21 protein-coding genes are annotated in these 20,534 nt (G+C 69.2%); 7 read left to right on the top strand and 14 right to left on the bottom strand.

The genetic code is table 11. The features are described from left to right. Positions 1-77 precede the first annotated feature (77 nt). Both ACFWBD_RS13835 and ACFWBD_RS13830 read right to left on the bottom strand, forming a co-directional pair. The gene (locus ACFWBD_RS13835) at positions 78-308 is read right to left on the bottom strand and encodes a hypothetical protein (RefSeq protein WP_385666622.1); all 231 of its coding nucleotides are present in this window, start codon (positions 306-308) and stop codon (positions 78-80) included. Beyond that, on the bottom strand, positions 308-1,177 hold the full coding sequence (locus ACFWBD_RS13830) for a helix-turn-helix transcriptional regulator (RefSeq protein WP_385666620.1): 870 nt from the start codon (positions 1,175-1,177) through the stop codon (positions 308-310). Before ACFWBD_RS13830 ends, ACFWBD_RS13835 begins: the two co-directional genes overlap by 1 nt. Positions 1,178-1,412: 235 nt before the next feature. Between ACFWBD_RS13830 and ACFWBD_RS13825 the strand changes: the two genes are divergently transcribed. Both ACFWBD_RS13825 and ACFWBD_RS13820 read left to right on the top strand, forming a co-directional pair. Further along, the gene (locus ACFWBD_RS13825) at positions 1,413-1,652 is read left to right on the top strand and encodes a hypothetical protein (protein ID WP_385666618.1); all 240 of its coding nucleotides are present in this window, start codon (positions 1,413-1,415) and stop codon (positions 1,650-1,652) included. A 237-nt stretch (positions 1,653-1,889) separates the two neighbouring features. Continuing rightward, positions 1,890-2,855, top strand: coding sequence for an SDR family NAD(P)-dependent oxidoreductase (locus ACFWBD_RS13820; RefSeq protein ID WP_385666616.1), 966 nt, complete (start codon positions 1,890-1,892; stop codon positions 2,853-2,855). Between the two features lie 561 nt (positions 2,856-3,416). On the opposite strand, the gene ACFWBD_RS13815 is transcribed toward ACFWBD_RS13820, so the two are convergent. From ACFWBD_RS13815 to ACFWBD_RS13800, 4 genes are all read right to left on the bottom strand, one after another. Further along, positions 3,417-4,364 carry a hypothetical protein gene (locus ACFWBD_RS13815; RefSeq protein ID WP_385666614.1) on the bottom strand — a complete coding sequence of 316 codons (948 nt, stop codon included), beginning with the start codon at positions 4,362-4,364 and terminating at the stop codon, positions 3,417-3,419. Between the two features lie 302 nt (positions 4,365-4,666). After that, positions 4,667-4,975: a hypothetical protein gene (locus tag ACFWBD_RS13810; protein WP_385666612.1), complete on the bottom strand. Its 309-nt coding sequence runs from the start codon at positions 4,973-4,975 to the stop codon at positions 4,667-4,669. 428 nt (positions 4,976-5,403) lie between these two features. Beyond that, a complete protein-coding gene (locus ACFWBD_RS13805) occupies positions 5,404-5,685 on the bottom strand; it encodes a hypothetical protein (RefSeq protein WP_385666610.1) in 282 nt (93 codons plus the stop codon). Between the two features lie 182 nt (positions 5,686-5,867). Further along, entirely contained in the window at positions 5,868-6,431 is a 564-nt protein-coding gene (locus ACFWBD_RS13800) for a cysteine hydrolase family protein (RefSeq protein ID WP_385666838.1), read from the bottom strand. A 360-nt stretch (positions 6,432-6,791) separates the two neighbouring features. Here ACFWBD_RS13800 and ACFWBD_RS13795 point away from each other — a divergent pair, with 360 nt between their 5' ends. Both ACFWBD_RS13795 and ACFWBD_RS13790 read left to right on the top strand, forming a co-directional pair. Further along, complete coding sequence (locus tag ACFWBD_RS13795) at positions 6,792-7,469, top strand: GAP family protein (RefSeq protein ID WP_385666608.1); 678 nt, start codon at positions 6,792-6,794, stop codon at positions 7,467-7,469. Positions 7,470-8,154: 685 nt separating this feature from the next. Beyond that, positions 8,155-10,047 carry an NAD-binding lipoprotein gene (locus tag ACFWBD_RS13790; RefSeq protein ID WP_385666606.1) on the top strand — a complete coding sequence of 631 codons (1,893 nt, stop codon included), beginning with the start codon at positions 8,155-8,157 and terminating at the stop codon, positions 10,045-10,047. Between the two features lie 449 nt (positions 10,048-10,496). On the opposite strand, the gene ACFWBD_RS13785 is transcribed toward ACFWBD_RS13790, so the two are convergent. After that, on the bottom strand, positions 10,497-11,288 hold the full coding sequence (locus ACFWBD_RS13785) for a class I SAM-dependent methyltransferase (RefSeq protein ID WP_385666604.1): 792 nt from the start codon (positions 11,286-11,288) through the stop codon (positions 10,497-10,499). Positions 11,289-12,037: 749 nt separating this feature from the next. On the opposite strand from ACFWBD_RS13785, the gene ACFWBD_RS13780 reads away from it, so the two are divergent. Next, positions 12,038-13,393, top strand: a complete 1,356-nt coding sequence (locus tag ACFWBD_RS13780) for a lipase family protein (RefSeq protein WP_385666602.1) — start codon at positions 12,038-12,040, stop codon at positions 13,391-13,393. 498 nt (positions 13,394-13,891) lie between these two features. Then, positions 13,892-14,137: a hypothetical protein gene (locus ACFWBD_RS13775; RefSeq protein ID WP_385666600.1), complete on the top strand. Its 246-nt coding sequence runs from the start codon at positions 13,892-13,894 to the stop codon at positions 14,135-14,137. 270 nt (positions 14,138-14,407) lie between these two features. Here the strand turns inward: ACFWBD_RS13775 and ACFWBD_RS13770 are convergent, their stop codons facing one another. Then, entirely contained in the window at positions 14,408-14,587 is a 180-nt protein-coding gene (locus tag ACFWBD_RS13770; RefSeq protein ID WP_385666598.1) for a DUF6480 family protein, read from the bottom strand. A gap of 38 nt (positions 14,588-14,625) precedes the next feature. Here ACFWBD_RS13770 and ACFWBD_RS13765 point away from each other — a divergent pair, with 38 nt between their 5' ends. Next, a complete protein-coding gene (locus tag ACFWBD_RS13765) occupies positions 14,626-14,988 on the top strand; it encodes a hypothetical protein (protein WP_385666596.1) in 363 nt (120 codons plus the stop codon). A 154-nt stretch (positions 14,989-15,142) separates the two neighbouring features. Here ACFWBD_RS13765 and ACFWBD_RS13760 read toward each other — a convergent pair whose 3' ends face one another. Genes ACFWBD_RS13760 through ACFWBD_RS13735 form a run of 6 tightly spaced genes read right to left on the bottom strand, consistent with a single transcriptional unit; the run spans position 15,143 to position 20,533 of the window. Next, on the bottom strand, positions 15,143-16,378 hold the full coding sequence (locus ACFWBD_RS13760) for a cytochrome P450 (RefSeq protein WP_385666594.1): 1,236 nt from the start codon (positions 16,376-16,378) through the stop codon (positions 15,143-15,145). A gap of 2 nt (positions 16,379-16,380) precedes the next feature. Continuing rightward, positions 16,381-17,598, bottom strand: coding sequence for a cytochrome P450 (locus ACFWBD_RS13755; protein ID WP_385666592.1), 1,218 nt, complete (start codon positions 17,596-17,598; stop codon positions 16,381-16,383). After that, positions 17,595-18,221 carry an ATP/GTP-binding protein gene (locus ACFWBD_RS13750; RefSeq protein WP_385666590.1) on the bottom strand — a complete coding sequence of 209 codons (627 nt, stop codon included), beginning with the start codon at positions 18,219-18,221 and terminating at the stop codon, positions 17,595-17,597. The genes ACFWBD_RS13755 and ACFWBD_RS13750 overlap by 4 nt, the downstream gene beginning before the upstream one ends. Beyond that, positions 18,202-18,549 carry a DUF742 domain-containing protein gene (locus ACFWBD_RS13745; RefSeq protein ID WP_385666588.1) on the bottom strand — a complete coding sequence of 116 codons (348 nt, stop codon included), beginning with the start codon at positions 18,547-18,549 and terminating at the stop codon, positions 18,202-18,204. Before ACFWBD_RS13745 ends, ACFWBD_RS13750 begins: the two co-directional genes overlap by 20 nt. Beyond that, positions 18,546-18,953, bottom strand: a complete 408-nt coding sequence (locus ACFWBD_RS13740) for a roadblock/LC7 domain-containing protein (protein WP_020126464.1) — start codon at positions 18,951-18,953, stop codon at positions 18,546-18,548. The genes ACFWBD_RS13745 and ACFWBD_RS13740 overlap by 4 nt, the downstream gene beginning before the upstream one ends. Beyond that, positions 18,950-20,533, bottom strand: a complete 1,584-nt coding sequence (locus ACFWBD_RS13735) for an ATP-binding protein (RefSeq protein WP_385666586.1) — start codon at positions 20,531-20,533, stop codon at positions 18,950-18,952. The genes ACFWBD_RS13740 and ACFWBD_RS13735 overlap by 4 nt, the downstream gene beginning before the upstream one ends. Between the last annotated feature and the right edge of the window lies 1 nt (position 20,534).

Here is a 20,534-nt window from a genome sequence, read left to right as displayed (position 1 = left end):
GGCTGCGGGCCTTCATCCAGCGCAGCAGTGCGCGGTGGACCCAGGGTCATTGCGTGATCGGGGTCTGTCCGGGTTCGTCACGTGAGGCCCAGGGTTTGCAGGGGCCCGGAGGTAGTCGCGGTTGGTCGGCGGAGGGCGGCGGCGATGTTGGTCTTGCCGTCCTGGCGGAAGACGCTGATGGCAAGGTTGCGCAGGAAGCCGTGGCGCGGGGCGAGGGTGCCGGTGCGGAGCCTGGAGTCGTCCTCGCGGAACGTACGGTCCCGGACCTGGTGGAGGAGGGGAGCCCGGCGAACCGGACCAACCCTCATCACGCAATGCCCCTGTGAGGCTGGGGGAGCGCCGACATCCGTTCGGTGCCGATGACACGCAGTACGTCGAGTGCCGATGCCTCCCGCGTACCGGCTGCGGCGGAGTAGACGATCATCGACTGGTCGGTGTCCGGGAGCAACAGGGTGTCGCAGTCCAGGACGAGACGTCCCACCTCGGGGTGGTCGATCGTCTTGCGCATCGACCGGTGCACCGTCGAGCGTCCCTCCTCCCACATGCTCCGGAAGCGCTCACTGCCGGTGGTCAGCTCCTCGATCAGCCCAGCGAGGTCCAGGTCGTCCGGGTAGCGCGAGAGCGCGGTGCGCAGCAGACCGACCGATTGCTGCGTCCACGTCGTCTCTTCTTCCAGGGTGAGTGTCACGCGAGCGTGGCCGGTGCCGAGGATCCGCTGCCAGATGATGTTGCGACGGCCCTCGGGCCACCGGCTCAGGTCGCCGAGGAGCGCGCACGCCATCGGGTTCTGCGCCAGGACGTCGCCCTTGGCCGACAACACCACCGTGGGGAGGTCGGTCAGTCGTTGGAGCAGCCGCAGCACGCTCGGCCGTATCGACATCTCGATCCCCCCGAGGAGCGGTGGTGTGCTGCCGGCGAGGCGGAAGACCTGGTCGCGTTCGTCGGGCTCGAGTCGCAGAGCCTGGGTCAGTGCCTTGAGTACCTGGGTGGAGGGCCGCGGTCCGCGGCCCTGCTCGAGGCGGACGACGTACTCCACGCTCACCCCCGCGAGCAGGGCCACCTCCTCCCGGCGCAGTCCGGTGACCCGCCGCCTCGGGCCGGCGGTGAGACCGACCTCCCGGGGTGCGATGCGTGCCCGGGCAGCCTTGAGGACACGGGCGAGTTCGAGACGATCCATGCACCCATCATCTCGCTGACGGCGCCTGACATCCTGGTACGGCCAGTCCTACCCACGGGCGTACCTGTATCGCGTTCCGCCACCGGCGCATCATGGAGGCATGAGCGAAACTCACAGCTTTTCAAGCCCCTGCCCCGGCCGTTCTGTTCAGCGGCGCTGACAGGGGGTTGGGCCATGGACGGCACGCCGTCTGGGTGAGCTTGACCGGAGCGCCTTCCTCGGCGCACATGACGAGATGCGCGGTCGCGAGGACGCCGGGCATCTGATGGCCGTCCCTGGCCACCCCACGTTCCTGCCCGACATGGAACTGGTACCGGGAATGAGCTTCGCCTTCGAGCCGAACTACGCATTCGGGCGTCATCTGGTCCGCCTCGGGGGCACGGTGATCGTCGGCGAAGGCGAACCGATCGAGCTCAACCCGCACACGGCGCAGATCCTGCGGGCGACAGGAGCGGCCGCTTCCTCGCCGACGTAGTCCGCGTCGGCCGGCGCCAGCAGGAGAGAGACGGTCCCGACCTCGGGGCGCCTGTCTCGCACCGCGAGAAACGCGGCCACGTTCAGGACGCGTCCGCACGTCCCGCCTCAAGGGATCAGGGTGCCGTTCGCCTCTCCGATATCCAGAACAGGTCTCTATCGCTGCCCACACGGGCTGCACCAACTCTGCCGTCGCGTCTTGGTTCAGGTTGACGCCGTCAACGAGGGAGCAATTTTTATGACCACCATTCTGATCACCGGCGGCCACTCGGGTATTGGCCTCGCCGCGGCGCGCACGCTCGCCGCACAGAACATCGACATCGTGCTGGCGGGACGCAGCTTGGAGCGCATGCGACAGGTCGCAGACGAGCTGCGCGCGGCGCACGGCGTGACCGTGACCACGCTGACGCTCGACACGTCATCACTCGCGTCGGTCCGGACTGGCGCCGCGCGGTTCCGGACGGCGATCGAGGCCGGCGAGATCGACTCGCTGGACGCGATCCTCTGCAACGCAGGCGGCCGCTTCGACGGCGAGGTCTCGTACAGCCCTGACGGGTATGAGACAACCTTCGCGACGAACTGCCTCGGGCACTTCTTGTTCGTCGAGCTCCTGCTTCCGAGCCTGGCCGAGCGGGGCCGGGTCGTGTATACCGCCAGCGGTACCCACGACCCGGACTCGACCGATGGAAAGGCGGTTGGCGCCGCCGTGGAGCCGGACGCCATCGCGTTGGCAAACGACGGCAAGTGCGGCGGCAAGGCGCTGTCCGCCGGGAAGCGCTACTCCACCTCGAAGCTGTGCACGGTGATGTACGCCTACGAGTTGGACCGCCGGCTCCGCCGGGCCGACAGCTCGGTTGCCTCGATCGCCTTCGACCCGGGATCCGTGCCTGAGACCGGCTTCCTCCGCGGAATGCCGAAGCCGATCCAGTGGTTCTCGAACACATCGGTCATGAAGTGGACGTCCAAGCGCATTGGCATCATCACGTCCGACGTCGAATTCTCCGGCGCGTCCTTGGCGGCGATCGCCGCCGATCCCGACTATGCAGACCACTCCGGCAAGTACTTCCAGGCGAATGACGGAACCCTCTCGGCCGTACGATCGGCACGGATCTCCTATGACGAGCAGCGCGCGGCGAAGCTGTGGGACGACTCCAAGCAACTCGTCCACCTGACCGCCGAGGAGGAGGCCCCGCAGCTGCGATGAACCCAGTCGAGCAGCTCGTCGCCGTGGCAGCAGAGCTACTCGACACGGGCGGCAGAGGGCATTGCGTGATGAGGGTTGGTCCGGTTCGCCGGGTCTCGTGACTGACATGACGTCACACCCGTTGCGCGACAAGGGCTCCGGGGAGCAGAGCAGGCACGGTGCTGGTGATCATGTGGTGCGTGTGGACTGTGGTGCGTGTGGACGCGGCGATCGGAGCGTCTCCGCAGGCCAGAATGCGACCTCCGGCCGAGTCGGAGACGAAGCGGGGTCGGTGCGGCGGGTGAGTCGCGGTTGACGGAAAGGTGGTGCGCGGTTCGCGGACCGAGACTGCCACGGCGGGTCCAGCTGCTGGCGGTGATGGACCAGCGCGGCGCGGTCCTGGCCCGGAAGCAGGTCGCCTCCAAGAGCAACGAGATCCCTCCTTCGCACGCCTGCTGGACGGCCTGGATCTGAAGAACTCGGTGGTGACCGCCGACGGAGCAACCGTCGATTCTGGTGGATCAGGGTGTGGCCGGCCATCTCAAGTGGCGGGCTGCGCCGTCTGTGTCACCCAGGGTCTACTCATGTATGAGTGTCGGGCTGGGCGCCGGTGCGTGGGCTGGAGCGGACCAGTGTTCTCACCATGCCGACCCCCGCCACTACAGCGGCGAGGTGCAACACCGAGGCGACAGCGAGGTTCTCCGGTAGTCCGACATCGGCGGGGTCAGCCACGGCGACGAACAAGGTGAGAGGCAGTTTCCAGCCGCTCCAGGCGAAGAGCGAGCCCGATCCCAGCCAGCCGAGGGCCAGCAGGAGCCGATGGGGTACCCAGGCCGGACTCTGCCAGGCGAGCGCCCAGCTGGCGACGGCGCCGGCGAGTGCCCAGAGCGCCCCGACGCTCGTCAGCAGGTACCAGTTGATATCCCGTTCGGCAGGTCTCGCGATTCCGAGGGTGCCGCCGGCCGCCCAGTACGCCCAGACAAGACCGACGATGCCTGCGACGGCTGCCGCCCACGTCGGAACGGTGGGGGTACCGTCCCCGACCTGACGGGCGAACGCCTCCGGCCAGCGCCTGCGCAGGTAGGCCGGGACCGCAAGGGCCAGCCCCAATCCCATCCCGATGAAGCCGAATTGGATCAGCGCGCCTTCCCAGCCGGGCATGGAAGGGTCATCGCCCCCGCTGTCGGCCGCTGTGCCGCGCCCGGTGTCGAGCACCGTACTGAGCACGGCGTACGGCAGGATCGACACCAGGAATCCCGCCCCCGTCCAGGCGCAGAAGGCCACCAGGAACCCGGGTATCCGCATGCCCCAAGGCCGGACCAGAGCGAGCGCCAAGGCGATCCCGATTCCCGCCATGCCGATGGTCACCGTGTTGAGGAGTACCCAGCCGGCCAGGTTGAAGCCCTCGCCGATCGGTGCCAGGCCCAACAGAGAGCCGCCAACCCACGCCACCTTGATCAATAAATAGGGTGATAGCGCCAGGGCTGCCCCGTACCCCGCGAACCTCCCGACCCGGTCCCAGCTTTCCACCTGGATGTCCCTTCCTCGGCAAGGACTCCAGCCTTGCGCATCTCATATCCGACGTGCGTCAGCTTCAGGGGGCCTCTACCTCCGTCAGGCGGCGGAGCCCGTGGTCATCCTTCAGGTGGACCTTGCCTGCTCTGATCCGCATGCGCAGGTGCGGTACAGGTGCAGGCCCGTCTCGCTGTGATACGCGCGTTGGAGCGCCCGCGGGCCGCGTGCAGCACGATCGCGGCGCGCTGTCGGTAGTCCCGAGGGCGCCCTGGACCACGCCTGCGGCCGTTACCTCGGTGATCGGTGCGGTGCGGCGGTCAGCTGGTGTGACCGGGATGGCCCTGGGTCAGCAGGGTGTTCCAAGCCAGGGCGAAGATTGGGAAGCCGAGTTCCGAAAGGCGGAGACGGGCTGTCCTGACCTTGACGTCCTCGGCACCGGTGACCTCTTCGACCAGGTCGACCACGTAGTACAGGTGGGTGCCGACGAGGGCGTACCAGCTCCGGTTGGGGTGCGGGTCGGCGGAATCGGCGGGCGCCAGGCGGGCGGCGGCAGCCCGGACCGTGTCGGCCGTGAGCCGGTAGGTGATGTCGCCGGCGGTGAAGGCCGTCTCTGTGGAGTTGGGCACGTGATCGCTCCAAGGGCTGTGGCGGTCTGGCGGCGAAGACCCCAACGGCCGCGCTGCCGCGGCATGGTGGACATCCCACCGCGTGAGTTGCGACCTTATGACTCATGCGACCCGGTGGTTGGTGGAACAGCGGTCGTTCATGCTGAAGGGGCCACGCTCCTGTCGCGGGTCGGGACCAGGTTGCCGTCCACGATCAAGAGCAGGGCTCGTCGTAGTCGTACGGCTCGTTGTCCTCAGCCTGCTGGAACGCCCTCTCGCGCATCCGGCCCTCGTACGTCTCGTCCGGATGGATCTGTCCGGTGAGGCGCTTGATCTCCTCGCAGCGCCAAGGCCAACATCGTGCACACCCCGTCTGATGTTCGTGGACAGCGGGCCCCGCCAGGACAATCCTGACAAGGCCCGCCACACGTACTCGGAATGACGCCTGGTCAGAGCAGGTCGCGCTCCATGAAGCCGTCCGCCTCCTCCCAGTCGACGAAGCGGCAAGACCCGGTCTTCAAATCGACTGCGACTGGAAGGTTCCCGCCGAGTTGCATGTCCTCGTGTCCGTGGTCGAGGTAGTCGACGTGGTCGTAGGGAGCGATGAAATCGCCCCCGTCAGTGAAGCAGTACTCGGGAATGATCCGGACGAGGCAGGACCGGCCCCAGGACTTGCTTTCGGCAGCGAGGAACTCCGCAGCTCTGCGCTCGGCCTCTTCCCTGTCGAGCATGTCAGTTGGTCCTCATGAGGTAGTAGTGGCGGTACGCCAAGGACCGGCACGAACTGTCGCCTAAACGCGGCTACATGAACTCGCCCGAGCGGAAGCCCAAGGGAAAGCCGCACAACCGGCCGGGCAAGGAGGGTGGGCGATGCCATCTCGCCCCCGGGCGCGACGGTCCGGACGGCCTCCCGCTATTGCGGTGCGATGGCTTTGAGCCAGTCTTCGACGGCGAGGACATCCGCCCACTGCGGGAACAGCTTTTCGGTGAGCATCCGGTGCACCTCGGGGTCGGTGTCGAGGCAGGCATCCGCCAGGACGGTGAGACTGAAGTCCAGGTCGATGGCGCGCCACAGGGTGGACAGCACTACAGCGCTGGTGGCGATGCCGGTGAGAACAAGGCTGTCGATATCGCGAGCCCTGAGTACCAAGTCGAGGTCGCTGCCCGAGAACGCGCTCCCCCGCCTCTTGGTGACCACCACGTCGCCCTTCTGGGGCGCAACATCGTGATGGATCTCGGTCCCAGGGGTCCCCTCGGTGAACAAGCCGGCCTGCACGGCATTTGTCATCACCCTGTTGCGAGAGCTGACTTCCGGATCACCCGGCCGTAACCCGAGCACCACATAGATCACGGGGATGCCAGCAGCCCGGGCACCGTCGATCGCCCTGCGCAAGCGCGGTAGATATCCGGAACCGTCGTCGGCGATGGCCACGACGTCCCGTTGGACGTCCATCACCAGAAGTGCGCCGTTTGCCATGCTTGCCGTCCCTTCTCCATTGGTGAACAAGAGCAAGTCTGGTGGATCAGCCGAGCTGCGGTGGAGGTTTCGGAGATCGTCGGCAGCGTCGCGCCGCAGCGCGCCCCGACCGATGTCAGTTCTCATCGACACCTTCTCGCGCTGTGATCACCAAGTGCTGCCCAGACTCGGTGACAAGCGGTGTCGCCCGCCAACGAGACCGGCGCCGGCTCCTACCGCTCCCCTACGGCTGCCGCAAAAGGATCACTCGATGACCCAGATGGACGCAGGCGCAAGAGGTTGCCGGACGGGTGCGCTCGGTACCGTCCGGGGAAGGACACTCCGCGGTGCCCTGGGCATGGGGTTCGGAAGGGGAGACGGGTGCTGATCCAGGCAATTGGAGCCGTTCTGCCGGCGGCGCTCGCGGTCGCCCTCAGCCCATTCCCTCTGATCGGGATCGTGCTGATCCTGGCCGGCCGACAGGGCCGGCGCAACGGCCTGCTGTTCACGGCCGGGTGGATCGCCGGGCTCGGGATCGTGGCAACGCTGGTCGTGGTCGTGTTCGGTGGAGCCGACGACCCCGAAAGCCCTTCGTCAGCGATCGCAGACTGGGGACGGGTACTCGCCGGAGTGGCCCTCATCGTGCTGGGGGCGCGCAAATGGTGGCAGCGTCCAGGTGTCGGCAACGAGACCGAGACGCCACGCTGGATGGCGTCACTCGATGACGTCTCGGCCCTGCGGGCACTGCTTCTCGGTGGGCTGCTGGCGGGCGCCAACCCGAAGAATCTCGTCCTGACGGCCTCGGCGGCCACGTCGATCGTCGAAGCGGGGGCTCACCATGGCGATCTCACTGTGGCGGTCATCGTCTTCGTTCTCGTCGGATCCTGCTCCGTCCTCGGGGCCGTCATCATCCATCTCCTCGGCGGACAGCGTGCGGCGTCGTTCCTGGACAGTGTCAGGCAATTCATGATCACCAACAGCACCGTGATCACCGCGATCGTGCTCCTCCTTCTGGGCGCCAGCATCCTGGGCGACGGACTCACCGGTCTCGGTCAGTGAGTCCTCCCACTGTCAGCACGGATGAGGCGTCAAGCCGAACGACTTCGTTCACTCGTTCGCCATTCACGAACCCGTGGACGGGCCCGCATCCAGTCGCAGCGCCGGCTCGACACGGCGCGCGAGGCAACCTGCTGTGCTGTCATTTCTTGTCAACAATCCGGAGTGAGCTGATCACCAACTGCGACCGGAACTCGTGCACAAGTGCTGTCACGAGACGAGACATCGACGATGCCACGGTGTCCCAGTACGGGTGCCACGACGGCCTGGTGCAGACGCAACCCGCCAGAGGTGCCACCTGCAACGCGCTCGCCGCGCCCCACCGCCGGGCACCACTGCCCTGCGCCGCCGCCTGCTGCGCCTGTCCGTACGGCTGTGGGGGAAGTCGGGGCGTCCTGCCTGTGGGGACGGCCGTTCGGCTGAAGGCGAGCGGTAGAACCCCGTGGCCCCGATGCGGGCCGGCCCGTTCACCGGCTGCTGCACGGCCCGGTCGCCCGTCGGGCGGAGCTGCTCCGTCGGCGACGTCCCCCCGAAGGGATGAAGATCGACGGTCATCCGCGTGTCGCAGCCGTCTCGTCTGCACACTTCCAGGTGGCCGCGTGGCCGTGCGTAGCCGGTGGGGGAACGGGCGGGGCTAACCGGAGCGGCATGGCTGCCGCGCCGGAACCCGACGGGACAGGGGGCAGGCGTGGCACGAGGGGTTTCACTCAAGGGCAGGGCACGCTACTGGTTCGACAGTACTTTGGCACGTGGCACCCCGGCGCTCGTCGGCTGGCTGGCTCTGGGCTGTCTCGTCGTCGTCTTTCCGGTGAGCGCCGTGCTGGTGTGGACGGATCCCCATGCGCCCGCGTCCCGGTCGGGGAGGCTGGCAGCGATCTGGCGTCTCACTGGTGAGACTTTGCGGCTCGGCGGGGCGACAGGCCCGCTTTTGCGCGTGTTGTTGTCGGTACTGCTCGCCCTGGTCGCGCTGTTGTATGTCTCCACCCTCGTCGGTCTGATCACCACCGGGCTCACTGAGCGGCTCACCGCGTTGCGGCGGGGCCACTCCACCGTGATCGAGCAGGGGCACTCGGTGGTGCTGGGCTGGTCGGAGCAGGTGTTCACGGTGGTGAGCGAACTGGTGGCCGCCAACGCCAATCAGCGGTATGGCGCGGTGGCCGTACTGGCGGACCGGGACAAGACCACGATGGAGGAAGCCCTCGGCAGAAAGGTGGGGACCACCGGCCGTACCCGGCTTGTCTGCCGTAGTGGCTCCCCCACCGACCCCGATCTGCTCGCCTTGACCAACCCCGGCGCGGCCAGTTCTGTGCTGGTGCTGCCCCACGACGATCCGTCAGCGGACCCTGAAGTGGTCAAGACGCTGCTGGCACTGCGGTCCGCACTCGGAGAGGAAGAAGGTCCGCCCGTCGTCGCCGCCGTCAGGGACAACCGGTACCGGCTGGCGGCCTCCCTCGCCGCGGGAACGCGCGGGATTGTCCTGGAGAGCGACGCGATCACCGCCCGGCTGATCGTCCAGTCCGCCCGTCGGCCCGGACTCTCCCTGGTGTACCGCGACCTCCTGGACTTCGCCGGAGACGAGTTCTACCTCACCTTCGACCCAACACTGACCAGCCACTCCTTCGGCGACACGCTGCTGGCCTTCACCACCTCCAGCGTGGTCGGCCTGCTGCGTGACGGCAGGCCCATGCTGAGCCCGCCGTCCCAAACCCTGATCGGCCCCGGCGACCGGCTGATCGTCATCACGCGGGACGACGACACCGCACGGCGCAGCGACTGCTCCGGGCTGGTCGACGAGTCGGTGATGACGCCCTGGCAGCCGGCGAGCGCCCAGCCCGAACGGGTCCTGATCCTCGGCTGGAACCGGCGGGCCTCGCTTATCGTCGACCAGTTCGGCCGGTGTGCCGTTCACGGCTCGGTCATCGCCGTGGTGGCGGACCACAGGGAGGTGACGGCCGACCAGGTACAGGACACCGGTACAGACTTCGCACCCCGGCTGACGATGACGTTCCGGCCTGGAGACGTCACCCGGCCCGAGACACTACGGTGCCTTGAGATCGACTCCTACGACAGCATCGTCGTGCTTGGGCCGGACCCCGTTCCGGGACAGCAACCCGACGACGCTGACAACCGGACCCTCGTCACGCTCCTCGTTCTGCACCTCCTGGAGCAGGAAAGCGGACGGGAGTTGCCGGTGGTCACCGAGATGACCGACGACCGCAACCGGACGCTCGCGCCCATCAGCCCCGGAGCCGACGTCATCATCAGTGGAAAACTGATCGGCTTGCTGATGGCCCAGATCTCTCAGAACCGGCACCTGGCCTCCGTGTTCGAGGAGCTGTTCTCCCACACCGGCAGCCAAATCCACCTGCGCCCAGCGGCGTCGTACGTCATGCCTGACTGTGAGGCGTCCTTCGCCACAGTCGTCGCAGCGGCGCGGCAACGGGGCGAATGCGCCATCGGATACCGCCGTCACGACCGGGCCACGGCCGTTCCCGACCACGGAGTGCGTATCAACCCGGACAAAAGCGAGCGACGCCGCTGGAGTAATCACGACGAGGTGGTCGTGATCACGCTGGACTGACGCAGCCCCTCACAGCATGAGTGGTGTGGCGCGGCATTGTCATCGACCCGGCGCGTGCGGGCGAAGTCCTTTTCCACCGTGTCACGAAAGCGTAGGCGAGTGGCGTGGGGTGCGGGTGCGGGGCTGCCGACAGGGCGGCCGGCATCTGGCGCACCCATGTCAACGCTGGCTCTTTGGCTCCCGCCGGCAGCAGGCCAGGCCAGGGCGCCCCGTCCAGCATGCCACCCGCCACCAGGCGCTGCGGCTACGACCTGGTCGGCCTGCTCAAGGTGGGAGAAATCCTCGTAGTCCGTGACGGGACGCATGGCGCCTCGCTTGGGTCGACGACAAGCGCCGTCCCCGTTGCCGGGTCCCATGCCGGCTCAGCGAAGTTGGTGGGGGTCGGGCTGGCACAGCGCTCCACTTGGCCATTCGGAGACACGGCCGTCTCGGCCGGTCCCACGGCTGGGTCAGCCCGGCTTGACCGCCAGCGTCGCAAAATAGTTCGACATGTAGTGAGCGGATGCGTTGGATTGGTGCGGCGCTTCCGCGAAGCCGGTGAGGACGAACCCCGCGGCGAGTTGCCCGCCGATCTGGTCGGTGAGGGTGTGGCTGTATTCAAGAGGGGCATCCGCGCCGAACTTCGTGGCGCGTTCCTCGGCGGAGTACTGCGTGACATCGCTGTAGGGCAGCTTGTGCACGACGATCAGCTCGCCGCGCTCGTCGAGCGCTTCGTGGTCGAACAAGTACACATCAGGGTTGAGGAAGCCCACGAGCAGAGTTCCGCCCGGTCGCAGGACGCGGAAGCACTCACGCCACACCGGTGCCAAGTCTGGTACGAACAGGTTAGAGACCGGATGGAACACGACGTCGAATGTTGCGTCGCCGAAGGCGCTGAGGTCGCGCATGTCGCCTAGGACGGTGCGCAGCTCGAGTCCGTCGCGCGCCGCCACCATCTGGTCCTGGCCGAGCTGGCGGGGTGAGTTGTCGAATACGGTGACCCGCGCCCCTGCGGCGGCGAGGATCGGACCCTGCTGGCCACCGCCGGAGGCCAGGCACAACACGTCCTTGCCGGTCAGGTCCGTCGGCAGCCAGGAGCGGTTGACTGGCTCACGCCCGATGAGAACAACCGACCAGTCGCCCATGCGGGCGCGCTCGACATCCTCAGCACTCACCGGCCTCGACCACTCGATGCCCTCTTGGACACACTTGTCCCAGGCTGCCCGATTGTGGGCAACGGGGTCGACAACAACGTCCTGCACGTTCAACTCCCTGCTACAGCCAAGTGGACACCTGCGACTGACAGTCCGGTGCCGCTAGCCAACACGATTGCAGGGTGCGGGCTCAACGAAATTAGCCGGCATCGAGGTGTCCACGAGCTCGACGGGTGGTCGCGCGGCGGGTGCGTAAGCGCTGGTTGCCGGGGTTGCGGAAGCCGTAGGCGTCGCGGGCGATGGTCTTGATGACCCGGTTGGCGCCGTCATTGCTGGTTGCGTTCGTGCGGCTCAGCTTGTTCTTTACCTACCAGGATCTTCCAGGTTTGCCGATGGCCTTGAGGGTCTCGGCGCGTTTGACGGTCTTGCCGACGTCGCAGCCGGGTGCCGACGTTGAGTGGCCGAATCAAGCCTTCGGCTCAGGCGTCCGCGCGGCGGGTGCGGTTCGGGGTGGTCTGCGGGGATGTCAGACCCCTCGACCACGCAGGAAGGCGCATGGTGACCCGCGAGGACGCAGACGCAGCGAAAGGCTCGTACGGCAAGCGCCGCAGTGGGCCTCACTTCAGTCGGCTTCCCACACCGTCGATGCTCGGACCGAGCGCAGGTGCGTCTACGCCCGGGGCAGCTGGGGCAGCTGGGGCAGCTGGGGCAGGCTCGAGGACCATGGCCGCGCGTTTCGCCATGCGCTTGCCCGCACAAGAAGTTACCGAAGCGTAACTTAATCGATCGCTACCACCTTTAACTAACAGTGCTAGTTTTTCGCGCACCCTGCAACGAAGCAGCGCGAGGAGCGAACCGTGAGCCGTTACAGCCGTCCGCGTTCCACGTTCAACCGCCTGACCGCCACCGCCATCGCCACTGTGGCCTGCGTCTGCGTCAGCGCGACCACGGCCGACGCCACCGGGACCGACACCGAACCGGTCGTCTCTCGGGGAGTCACCATCCCGGCGTTCTACACCCCACCCACCCAACTACCCGCCGCCAACGGCGCCTTGATCCGGCAGGAGCCTCTCCCCCTGGGGCTCTCGCTGCCCGGCCTCGACGGCCGCCCCCTGCCGGGGACCGCCACCCGCCTGATGTACAAGTCCACCGACTCGAGCGGCGACGCCGTCGCGGTGACCGGCGCCTACATCGAGCCGTCGGCGGAGTGGAAGGGCGGCGGGGCCCGCCCGCTGGTCGCGGTGGCCTCGGGGACCATGGGCCAGGGCGACCAGTGCGCACCCTCCTACGCTCTGCAACACCCGCTCACCGTCAGCGGGGAAAGCCTGTCCGTCAATTACGAGAATCTCGCGATCTACCGTCTCCTGGCCACCGGAGCGGCCGTCGTCATCGCCGACTACGTCGGCCTGGGCGCCACCGACCGTCTGCACACCTACGTCAACCGCGTGGATGAGGGGCACGCGCTGCTGGACGCCGTCCGTGCGGCACGCGCGCTGTCCGGCACGTCCCTCACCTCCGCCTCGCGCGTCGGCCTGTACGGCTACAGCGAGGGCGGCGGCGCCACCGCGTCGGCGGCCGAACTCCAGCCCACCTACGCGCCCGACGTCCAACTGGCCGGCACCTACGCGGGCGCGCCGCCCGCCGACCTGATGGCCGTGATGAAGGGGATCGACGGGAGCATTCTGGTCAGTGCCCTGGGCTGGGCGATCAACGGCTTCTCGCAGACCTACCCCGACCTGGCCGACGTCGCGGAGGCGAACCTCAACGACGCCGGGCGCACAGCCCTCGCCGACTCGTCGACCATGTGCCTCGGCGAGGCGATGATCCGCTACGGCTTCACCCGGAGCACGGCGTGGACTACGAGCGGCAAGTCCATCACCGACATCATCGCCACCGAACCCCGCGCTCAGGCCGCCCTCGACGAGCAGCGCCTCGGGACGCTCAAGCCGGCCGGTCCGGTCCGGCTGGCCACAGGCGTCGCCGACGACATCGTTCCGCACGCCCAGGCCCGACAGCTGGCGGTGGACTGGTGCCGCAAGGGCGGCAACGTCACCTACGCGGCCGTCGATCTGCCCAACCTCGGCGACAAAATTCTGACCAACCACCTCGCGCCCCTCATCGCCGACCAGGGAGCGGCGATCTCCTGGCTCACCGGTCGCCTGAAGGGCGAAGCGGCCACATCCAACTGCTGGACGATGCCCTTCCAGCCCTGATTGAGCCATTCAGCGGCCCGCCCACCCGGCCTCCGCACGGGCGGGCCTGGGCCCGGCGAAACAGCCGAAGTCGTTCCGATACCTCGGCTCAGAGGTGGCGATCCACCAACGGCCTGCTCCGGCAGCATCTTCCCAAGAGCACCGACCTGTCCACGCACACTTCCGAGGACCTGCCAGGCCGTCGCAACCGAACTCGACAGCCGTCCACGCAAGACAAGCGCGGGGAGTGGCTCCGGCAGTCCTGGGCGCAGACGCACGAGCGCGGACCCTGTCACCGCATAAGGCATGCGGTGTGTCGGCTTTGACCTGCCGATTCACGGGGTGCGGGCACTTCCTTGGCACGTCGTTCCCCGCCCTGGCGCGCCGCTCCGGATGCGAGTCATCCGGCCCAGGGTGAGGCTGGCGGCAGGGCTTCCGTGATGCCCGTGCCGCGTACCCACCCGACGGGGAGGGTGGGCGGCGGGCCGGCGGAGTGCGGCTACCGCAAGGGAGACAACCATGACTGTCCGTACCTACGTCTCGACGACCGTGCGGAACGACCGCGTCGACGAGGTTCTCCACGCGCTGGAGGAGATGGATCCGGATGCGATCGTGGCATCTGTCAGCCGCTCGGACGCCCCCGGCGTCCCCGCCGGGGTATCGGTATCGCTGGCCGGCGATGTCCGCGAGGCGGTGAAGAACCAGCTCGATGTGATTCCCGATCTGGTGTGCGAGATCGACGTGCGGGACACCAAGGATCTGTGATCCGGACAGGCGGGGGTACCTGCGTTGCGCGTCCGACGCCTACGTGCCGTTCGTCATCGCCTGGCGCCGCCGCATCGGGTCAGGAGGCTGGGCGTGGAGGCATCCGTGCGTGCGGGCGTGGCGGACAGCTTGGCGCCCACCGGGCGGCCCGGATGGGCGTTCGGGGAAGCTCACTCCGTGACGCGTTCGTCGGGCTCCAGAGAGAGATACACGACGAACGCGTCCTTCGCCCCGGCCCGCCTCTCGATCTGGCTGTGCCGGGTGCCCGGCCTACAGCGAAATGACGCGGGCAATGTAGAAGCCCGCGACGATCACGGCACCGACGACGATCAGCCACACCCAGATGCCGGGGTGCTCCCACATGCCGCCATCGGCGCGTTCCTGGTGGGCCTCGGCTGTTGAGCCTTCGGCCGGCGGAGTCTCCTCAGGAGGTACGAGCGGGTCAGTCATGCTTTCAGGCTCGTACAGGTTCCCCGAGCACGCATCCGGTGACCCTCTCGGCCCCCTGCCCCGCCCTGCCTGCCCTGCTGCCCGGCGTCCCACGGTTGCGCTCCAGCGGGGGCGCCAAGGACGAGGCCCCCGCAGCGCGCCGGCCGCCGCACCTCCTCCCGCTCAGCGGCCCGACGCTGCTCCTCTTGCGCGTCGGCGCGGGCGGCCTGGTGGAGGTGGAGGGCGTCGCCGTCGGGGTTGTCGAGCGCGGCTGTCAGGGTCTGCTCGCCCTCGCGTCCCAGCCGCCGCCACACCGCCGTGTCCGCGCCGTGCTCCGTCAGCTGCTCCGGGGTGGGGGCAAGGACGGGCACGGCCTGGCCGTGGTCCCGGGGGTAGGTTTCGTACCGGCGCGGTGCCAGTAGCAGCGGCCGGCCTCTGCCAGAACGGCTCCCGTCCCGGCTCGGGGGGGCACGGGACGGGAGCGCGTCACCTGATTCTTCTTCGCATCACGGCTGATTCTTCTTCGCATCACGGCCGTAGGGATGCACGGGTGTGGAAGTGGCGCTCGAGAGCGCGTCAGACGGTCGAGGAGGTGAGCCGCACGGGGAGCTCGAAGAGGTCGTTCTGGGTCACCACCGGCTTGTTGCGCAGGGCCGACGGCGCCACCGCCAGGTCCAGCCCGGGGAAGCGTGCGTACAGCGCGGGCAGTGCCACACCCGCCTCCAGACGGGACAGGGCCGCGCCGGGGCAGACGTGCGGGCCGTGGCCGAAGGAGATGTGGCGGGTGCGTGTCTCACGGGTGATGTCGAAGTCGCCGGCCGAGGGGCCGTGCGCCTCTTCGTCGCGGCCTATCGCGCCGTAGGAGACGATGAGCGCGTCGCCCGCCGGGATGACCCGGTCGCCGACCGGCACGTCCTCGGTCGCGAACCGGATCAGCACGTGCGACGTCGGCGTCGACCAGCGCAGGGTCTCCTCGATCACCGCGGACCAGTCCGCCGCGCCCGACAGGACCATTGCCCGCTGGTCGGGGTGGGTGGAAAGGTTGACGACGGCGTTGACGATCAGCGAGATGGTGGTCTCGTGGCCGGCGGCGACCATGAGCTGGAGCGTGGAGACGATCTCCTCGTCGGTGAGACGGTCGCCGTCCTCCGAGGCCAGGAGGAGCGCGCTGGTCAGGTCGTCACCGGGCTCGGCACGCTTGGCGGCGACGGTCTCGGCCATGATCCCCGCCAGTTCGACGAGGGTGGCGACCACCTCCTGGGGCGGCGTCTGGGTGGAGAAGAACTTCTCGAACAGCACCTTCAGCCGCGGCAGCCGGCTCTCCTCGATGCCCATGAGGTCGGCGACGACGTACATCGGCAGCGGGTAGGCGAACTCCGCCTTGAGGTCGACGACGTCGGCGTCGGCGGGCAGCCGGTCCAGCAGTCGCCCGGTGAGCTCCGTGATCCGTTCCCGCATCGCCTCCACCCGGCGCGGGGTGAGGGCCTGGGCCACGAGGCCGCGCATCCTGCGGTGGTCGGCGCCGTCCACGGTCAGCATGGAGCGGCCGGGGTTGGCCAGGCCGATCAGGGGCCAGTCGGACGGGATCTCGCCCCGCTGCCAGGCGCCCCACACGTTGATGTCCTTGACCAGCCTGGGGTCCGTCAGCAGCGCCCTGGCCTCGGCGTGCCGGGTGACCGCCCACACCGGGACCCCTCCGGGCAGTTCGACCGCGGCCAGCGGTCCCGCCGCCCGCAGCTTGGCGCTCTCCCCGTCCAGGTCGGTGACGAACGGATCCAGGGGAATCCGCAGCTCTTCGGTTCCGGACGTCATGATCAGTTGCCTCCCAGGGCAGGGGTGGGTGTGAACCGCACGGGCAGTGCCGTCAGCCCGCGCAGCCAGGGCGAGGGGCGACGGGTCAGGGAATCGGCCGGGACGTCGAGATCGATGTCGGGCAGCCGGTCCAGGACGACCTCGATCCCCGTCCGGGCGATGACCTCGGCGACCTCCTGGGCCGGGAACGGGCAGCGGTGCTCGCCGTGGCCGAAGGAGAAGTGGGCGCTGTTGCCGCCGGTGAGATCGTCTCCGACCGGTCGCACCTGGGGGTCGGAGTTGGCTGCCTGCAGGCCGAGGAGGAGCAGGTCTCCGGCCCGGATGTGCTGCCCGCCGAGGTGGGTGTCCCGCGACGCCCAGCGGCCGGCGACGTTCTGGGTGGGCGTGTCCTCCCAGAGCACCTCGTTCATCGCCTCCGCGACGCTGTTGCGGCCGCCGAAGAGCGAGGCGGCGAAACGAGCGTCGGTGAGCATCAGCCGCAGCGAGTTGCCGATCCAGTCGGCGGTGGGCTGGTGCCCGGCCGCCATCATCACCATGAGGTCCTGGGCGATCTCCTCGTCGGTGAAACCACCGGGGTCGGCCAGCATGCGGGAGACGACGTCGGCGGCGGGCGCGGCCCGGCGAGCGGCGAGCAACTCGCTCATGGAGGTGGCCAGATGGCTCTGTCCGGCGAGGGCGCGCTCCCGGCCGTCGATCATGTCGTTGAGCGCGGTGACCAGGCCCGGGCCGTCCTCGTCGGAGAAGCCGTACAGCCGCGCCAGGACGCGTACGGGCAGCAGCATGGCGTATTGGCCGACGAGATCGGCCGTGCCCTCGGCGCACAGCGCGTCGATCAGTTCGTCGGCGAACCGCTCGGCGTGGCGGCGCAGCCTGGTCGGGTCGCTCGCCTCCAGCGCGTTGCTGATCATGGCGGCCCGGTCGCGGTGCCGCTCACCGACCGTGTACAGGATCGACGGCTGCTTGCGGCCGATCATCGGCAGCAGGGGCCAGTCGCCGGGGATCGTGTCCCACTGGTTCCACAACTCCGAGTCGCGGCTGAACAGGACGGGGTCGCCCGTGACCTGGTGCAGTTCGCGGTAGCCGAGGACGAGCCAGGCCGGGACCCCGCCGTCCAGCAGGACAGGGGTGACGGCGCCGTGCTGCGCACGCATCTCCCGGTACAGCCGGGCAGGATCGGTCTGGAAGCGCGGACCGCTGAGCGGTACGGCGTCGGTGCTCACACGAACTCCCGTGGTGAAGCGGCGGTGTGGGCCCTCTGCCCGGCGTACCGGCTCTGGATGTGCTGGACGAGCGTGATGAGGACCTGCTTGCTGGACTCCCGGGTACGGGCGTCGCAGTCGATCAGGGGCACCTGCGGATCGAGGTCGAGGGCCTCGCGGACGTCGCTGTGCGCGTGGCGGGCGCCGCCGAAGTCGTTGCAGGCCACGATGAACGGCGTGCCGTGGCGCTCCAGACGGTCGATCGCGTACCAGGAGTCGTCGATGCGACGGGTGTCGACCAGGACGACCGCGCCGAGGGTTCCGGAGAACAGCCGGTCCCACAGGAACCAGAAGCGTTCCTGGCCGGGCGCGCCGAAGAGGTACAGCACGTTGCGCTCGTCGAGGGTGATCCGGCCGAAGTCGAAGGCCACGGTCGTCGCGGTCTTCCCGCGGATCTCGCTGATGTCGTCGACCGTCTCGCCGGCCCTCGTCATCGTCTCCTCGGTGTTGAGGGGACGGATCTCGCTGACCGAACGGACCATGGTCGTCTTTCCGACGCCGAAGCCGCCCACGACCACGATCTTCAGACCGTTGTCGGCGGTGGCACCCAGGGGGGTGCGCACGTCAGAGGTTGCGGAGTCCAACGAGCACCTGCTCCAAGACGTCGGGATCGGGAAGGGCGGAGTTGCGGGGGTGGCGGGCGCTGACCCGGCCGGCGGCGAGCAGGTCGGACAGCAGGATCTTGGTGATGCTCACCGGAAGCCCCAGTTCGGCGGCGACCTCCACCACGGCGGTGGGCGCCTGCGTCAGTCTGAGGACCGCCGCGTGCTCGGACTGCATGCCCACGGTGGCGTCGCACTCGGCCACGACCAGCGTCACCAGGTCGAAGGGACTGTCGGGCCCCGAGCGGCTGCGTCCCCCGGTGAGGGTGTAGAGCCGGTCGGGGGCGTCGTCCCTGCCTGGCCGCTTCACGCCGTGCGGGGCGGGGCCGTCAGGTGCTCGCCGAGCTGTTCCACCAGCTCGCTCATGTTGTGCCCGACGAGGCCGGGTTCGGCCTCCTCGGTGGTGACCACGGCCAGGTGCGCGCCCTCACCGGCCTCCACGATGAACAGCGTTCCGCCGTAGAACTCTGTCATCGAGGAACGCACGCCTCCGCTGCCGTCGCCGAACTCGACCGAGGCGCCGTGCGACAGCGACTGGATGCCGGCGGCGATGGCGGCGAGCTGGTCGGCCTGGTCGACCGTCAGTTCCGGGGTACGGCACAGCTTCAGCCCGTCGCGGGAGAGCACGAGGGCGTGCCGGGCGCCCGGGGTGCGCTCAAGGAGTCCTTCTATGAGCCAGGTGAGCTTCTCGTCGGCGGTGGTCGTGCCGGTCATGAGGTGGTGTCGCCTTCCGGGTGCGAGGAGGTGGGACTGCCGGGAGCCGTCTCGGTCTGCGGGGACGGCGTGGCGTGCGGGTCGTCGGGGGCGGCCGGCAGCGGGTGCCCGCCCGTGCGCTCCGCCGCTCCGGCGGCGCGCACCGCCTGGCGGAAGGCGCCGAAGCGGTTGGCGCGGGTGCGGATGTCCTCGGGCGGGTCCGTGCGGCGCTCGGCGCTCTGGGCGGCGGCGCGTGCGCCCTCGGCGGCGGCCAGGGTGCGCCCGCGCCGGCGCTTGGGCAGCCCGTCGCCTGTCTGCGGGACGTCGGCGCCGGTCTCCTCTTGAGGCTGGACCTGCTCCGGGGGCCTGGCGACTTCGGCGGGAGCGGGCGCGCCGAGGTCCGCCCGCGGAGCGCGCGTCGGGGCGCTGCGCGCGGGCGGGTCCGCCGCACGTCGCACGGGGGACGGCGCCACCGTGAGGATGTCCTGGGGAATCAGCATGAGCACACCCGTGCCGCCCCGCGCGGAGGGCCGGAACGACACCTTCATGCCGTGCTTGCGCGAGAGGCGTCCCACCACGGCGAGACCGAGCCGGGTGCCGGTGAGTCCGCCGAGTCCGCCCGCGTCGCCGGAGACGGCCTGTTCCGCGCGGCGCAGCTGGACATCGCTCATGACGAGCCCGCTGTCCTCCACCGAGACGATGGCGCCGGCCGGCACCTCCTCGACGTAGACGTGTACCTCGGCGTTGGGAGGCGAGAAGTTGGCGGCGTTGTCCAGCACTTCGGCGAGCGCGTGCATCACGCCCTCGGCCGCGTGCCCGGCCACCGCGGTGTCGCTGACGGAGTGCAGGCGGATGCGCTGGTAGCCGCTGATCCGGCCCATGGCGCCGCGCAGAACGGACTCCATGGAGATGGGGCGCGCCCAACGGCGGCCCGAACGCGCGCCGGTGAGCACGGCGACTGAGTCGGCGAGACGGCCGGCCTGGGCGGTGCGGTGGTCCAGGTGCAGCAGGTCGGCGAGGACGTCCTCGTCGCTGTGCCGTTCCTCCATGGCGCGCAGGTCGGCCAGGGTGCCGGTGGCCAGCGCCTGCATCCTGGCCGCGGCGTTGGCGGTCGCGGAGATCGCGGTGTCGCGGTCGCCGAGGGCGCGGTCGAGCTGCTCGGAGAGCCTGCGCACCTCGGCCGCGAGCCGGACCCGTTCGGCCTCGGCCTCCTGGGCGCGCACGGCGCGTTCCCTGGTGAACTCCTCGGCGAGCCGGGCTCGTTCGTGTGCTGTGGCGTCGGTGTGCCGTTGGTGTTCGCGGCGCCATCGCTCCGCCTGGAGGTCGCGCTCCTGGGCGGCCCGCTCGGCCTCGGCGGTCGCCGTCAGCAGCGCGGCATGTACGGAGCGCCCGGCGCGCCGCGCGTGCACGGCGAAGGTGACCGCCACGCACAGCAGGACCGCGGCGGTGGCGCCGCCGCTGCCCACGAGCGCCTGCGCCGACTCGGGTACGGACGTGACGGTCCATATGACGGCAAGGGCGGAGAGGGCGGCGGTCAGCAGGGGCAGGGGAAGCAGCGAACGGATGGTGGATCGGTCGCCGGAAGGGGCGGGCGCGGTCATC

It is taken from the genome of Streptomyces sp. NPDC060002, assembly GCF_042737245.1.
Lineage (GTDB): Bacteria > Actinomycetota > Actinomycetes > Streptomycetales > Streptomycetaceae > Streptomyces.
The sequence above is the reverse complement of the archived record's forward strand: the minus strand, read 5'-3'. Positions and strand labels throughout refer to the sequence as shown.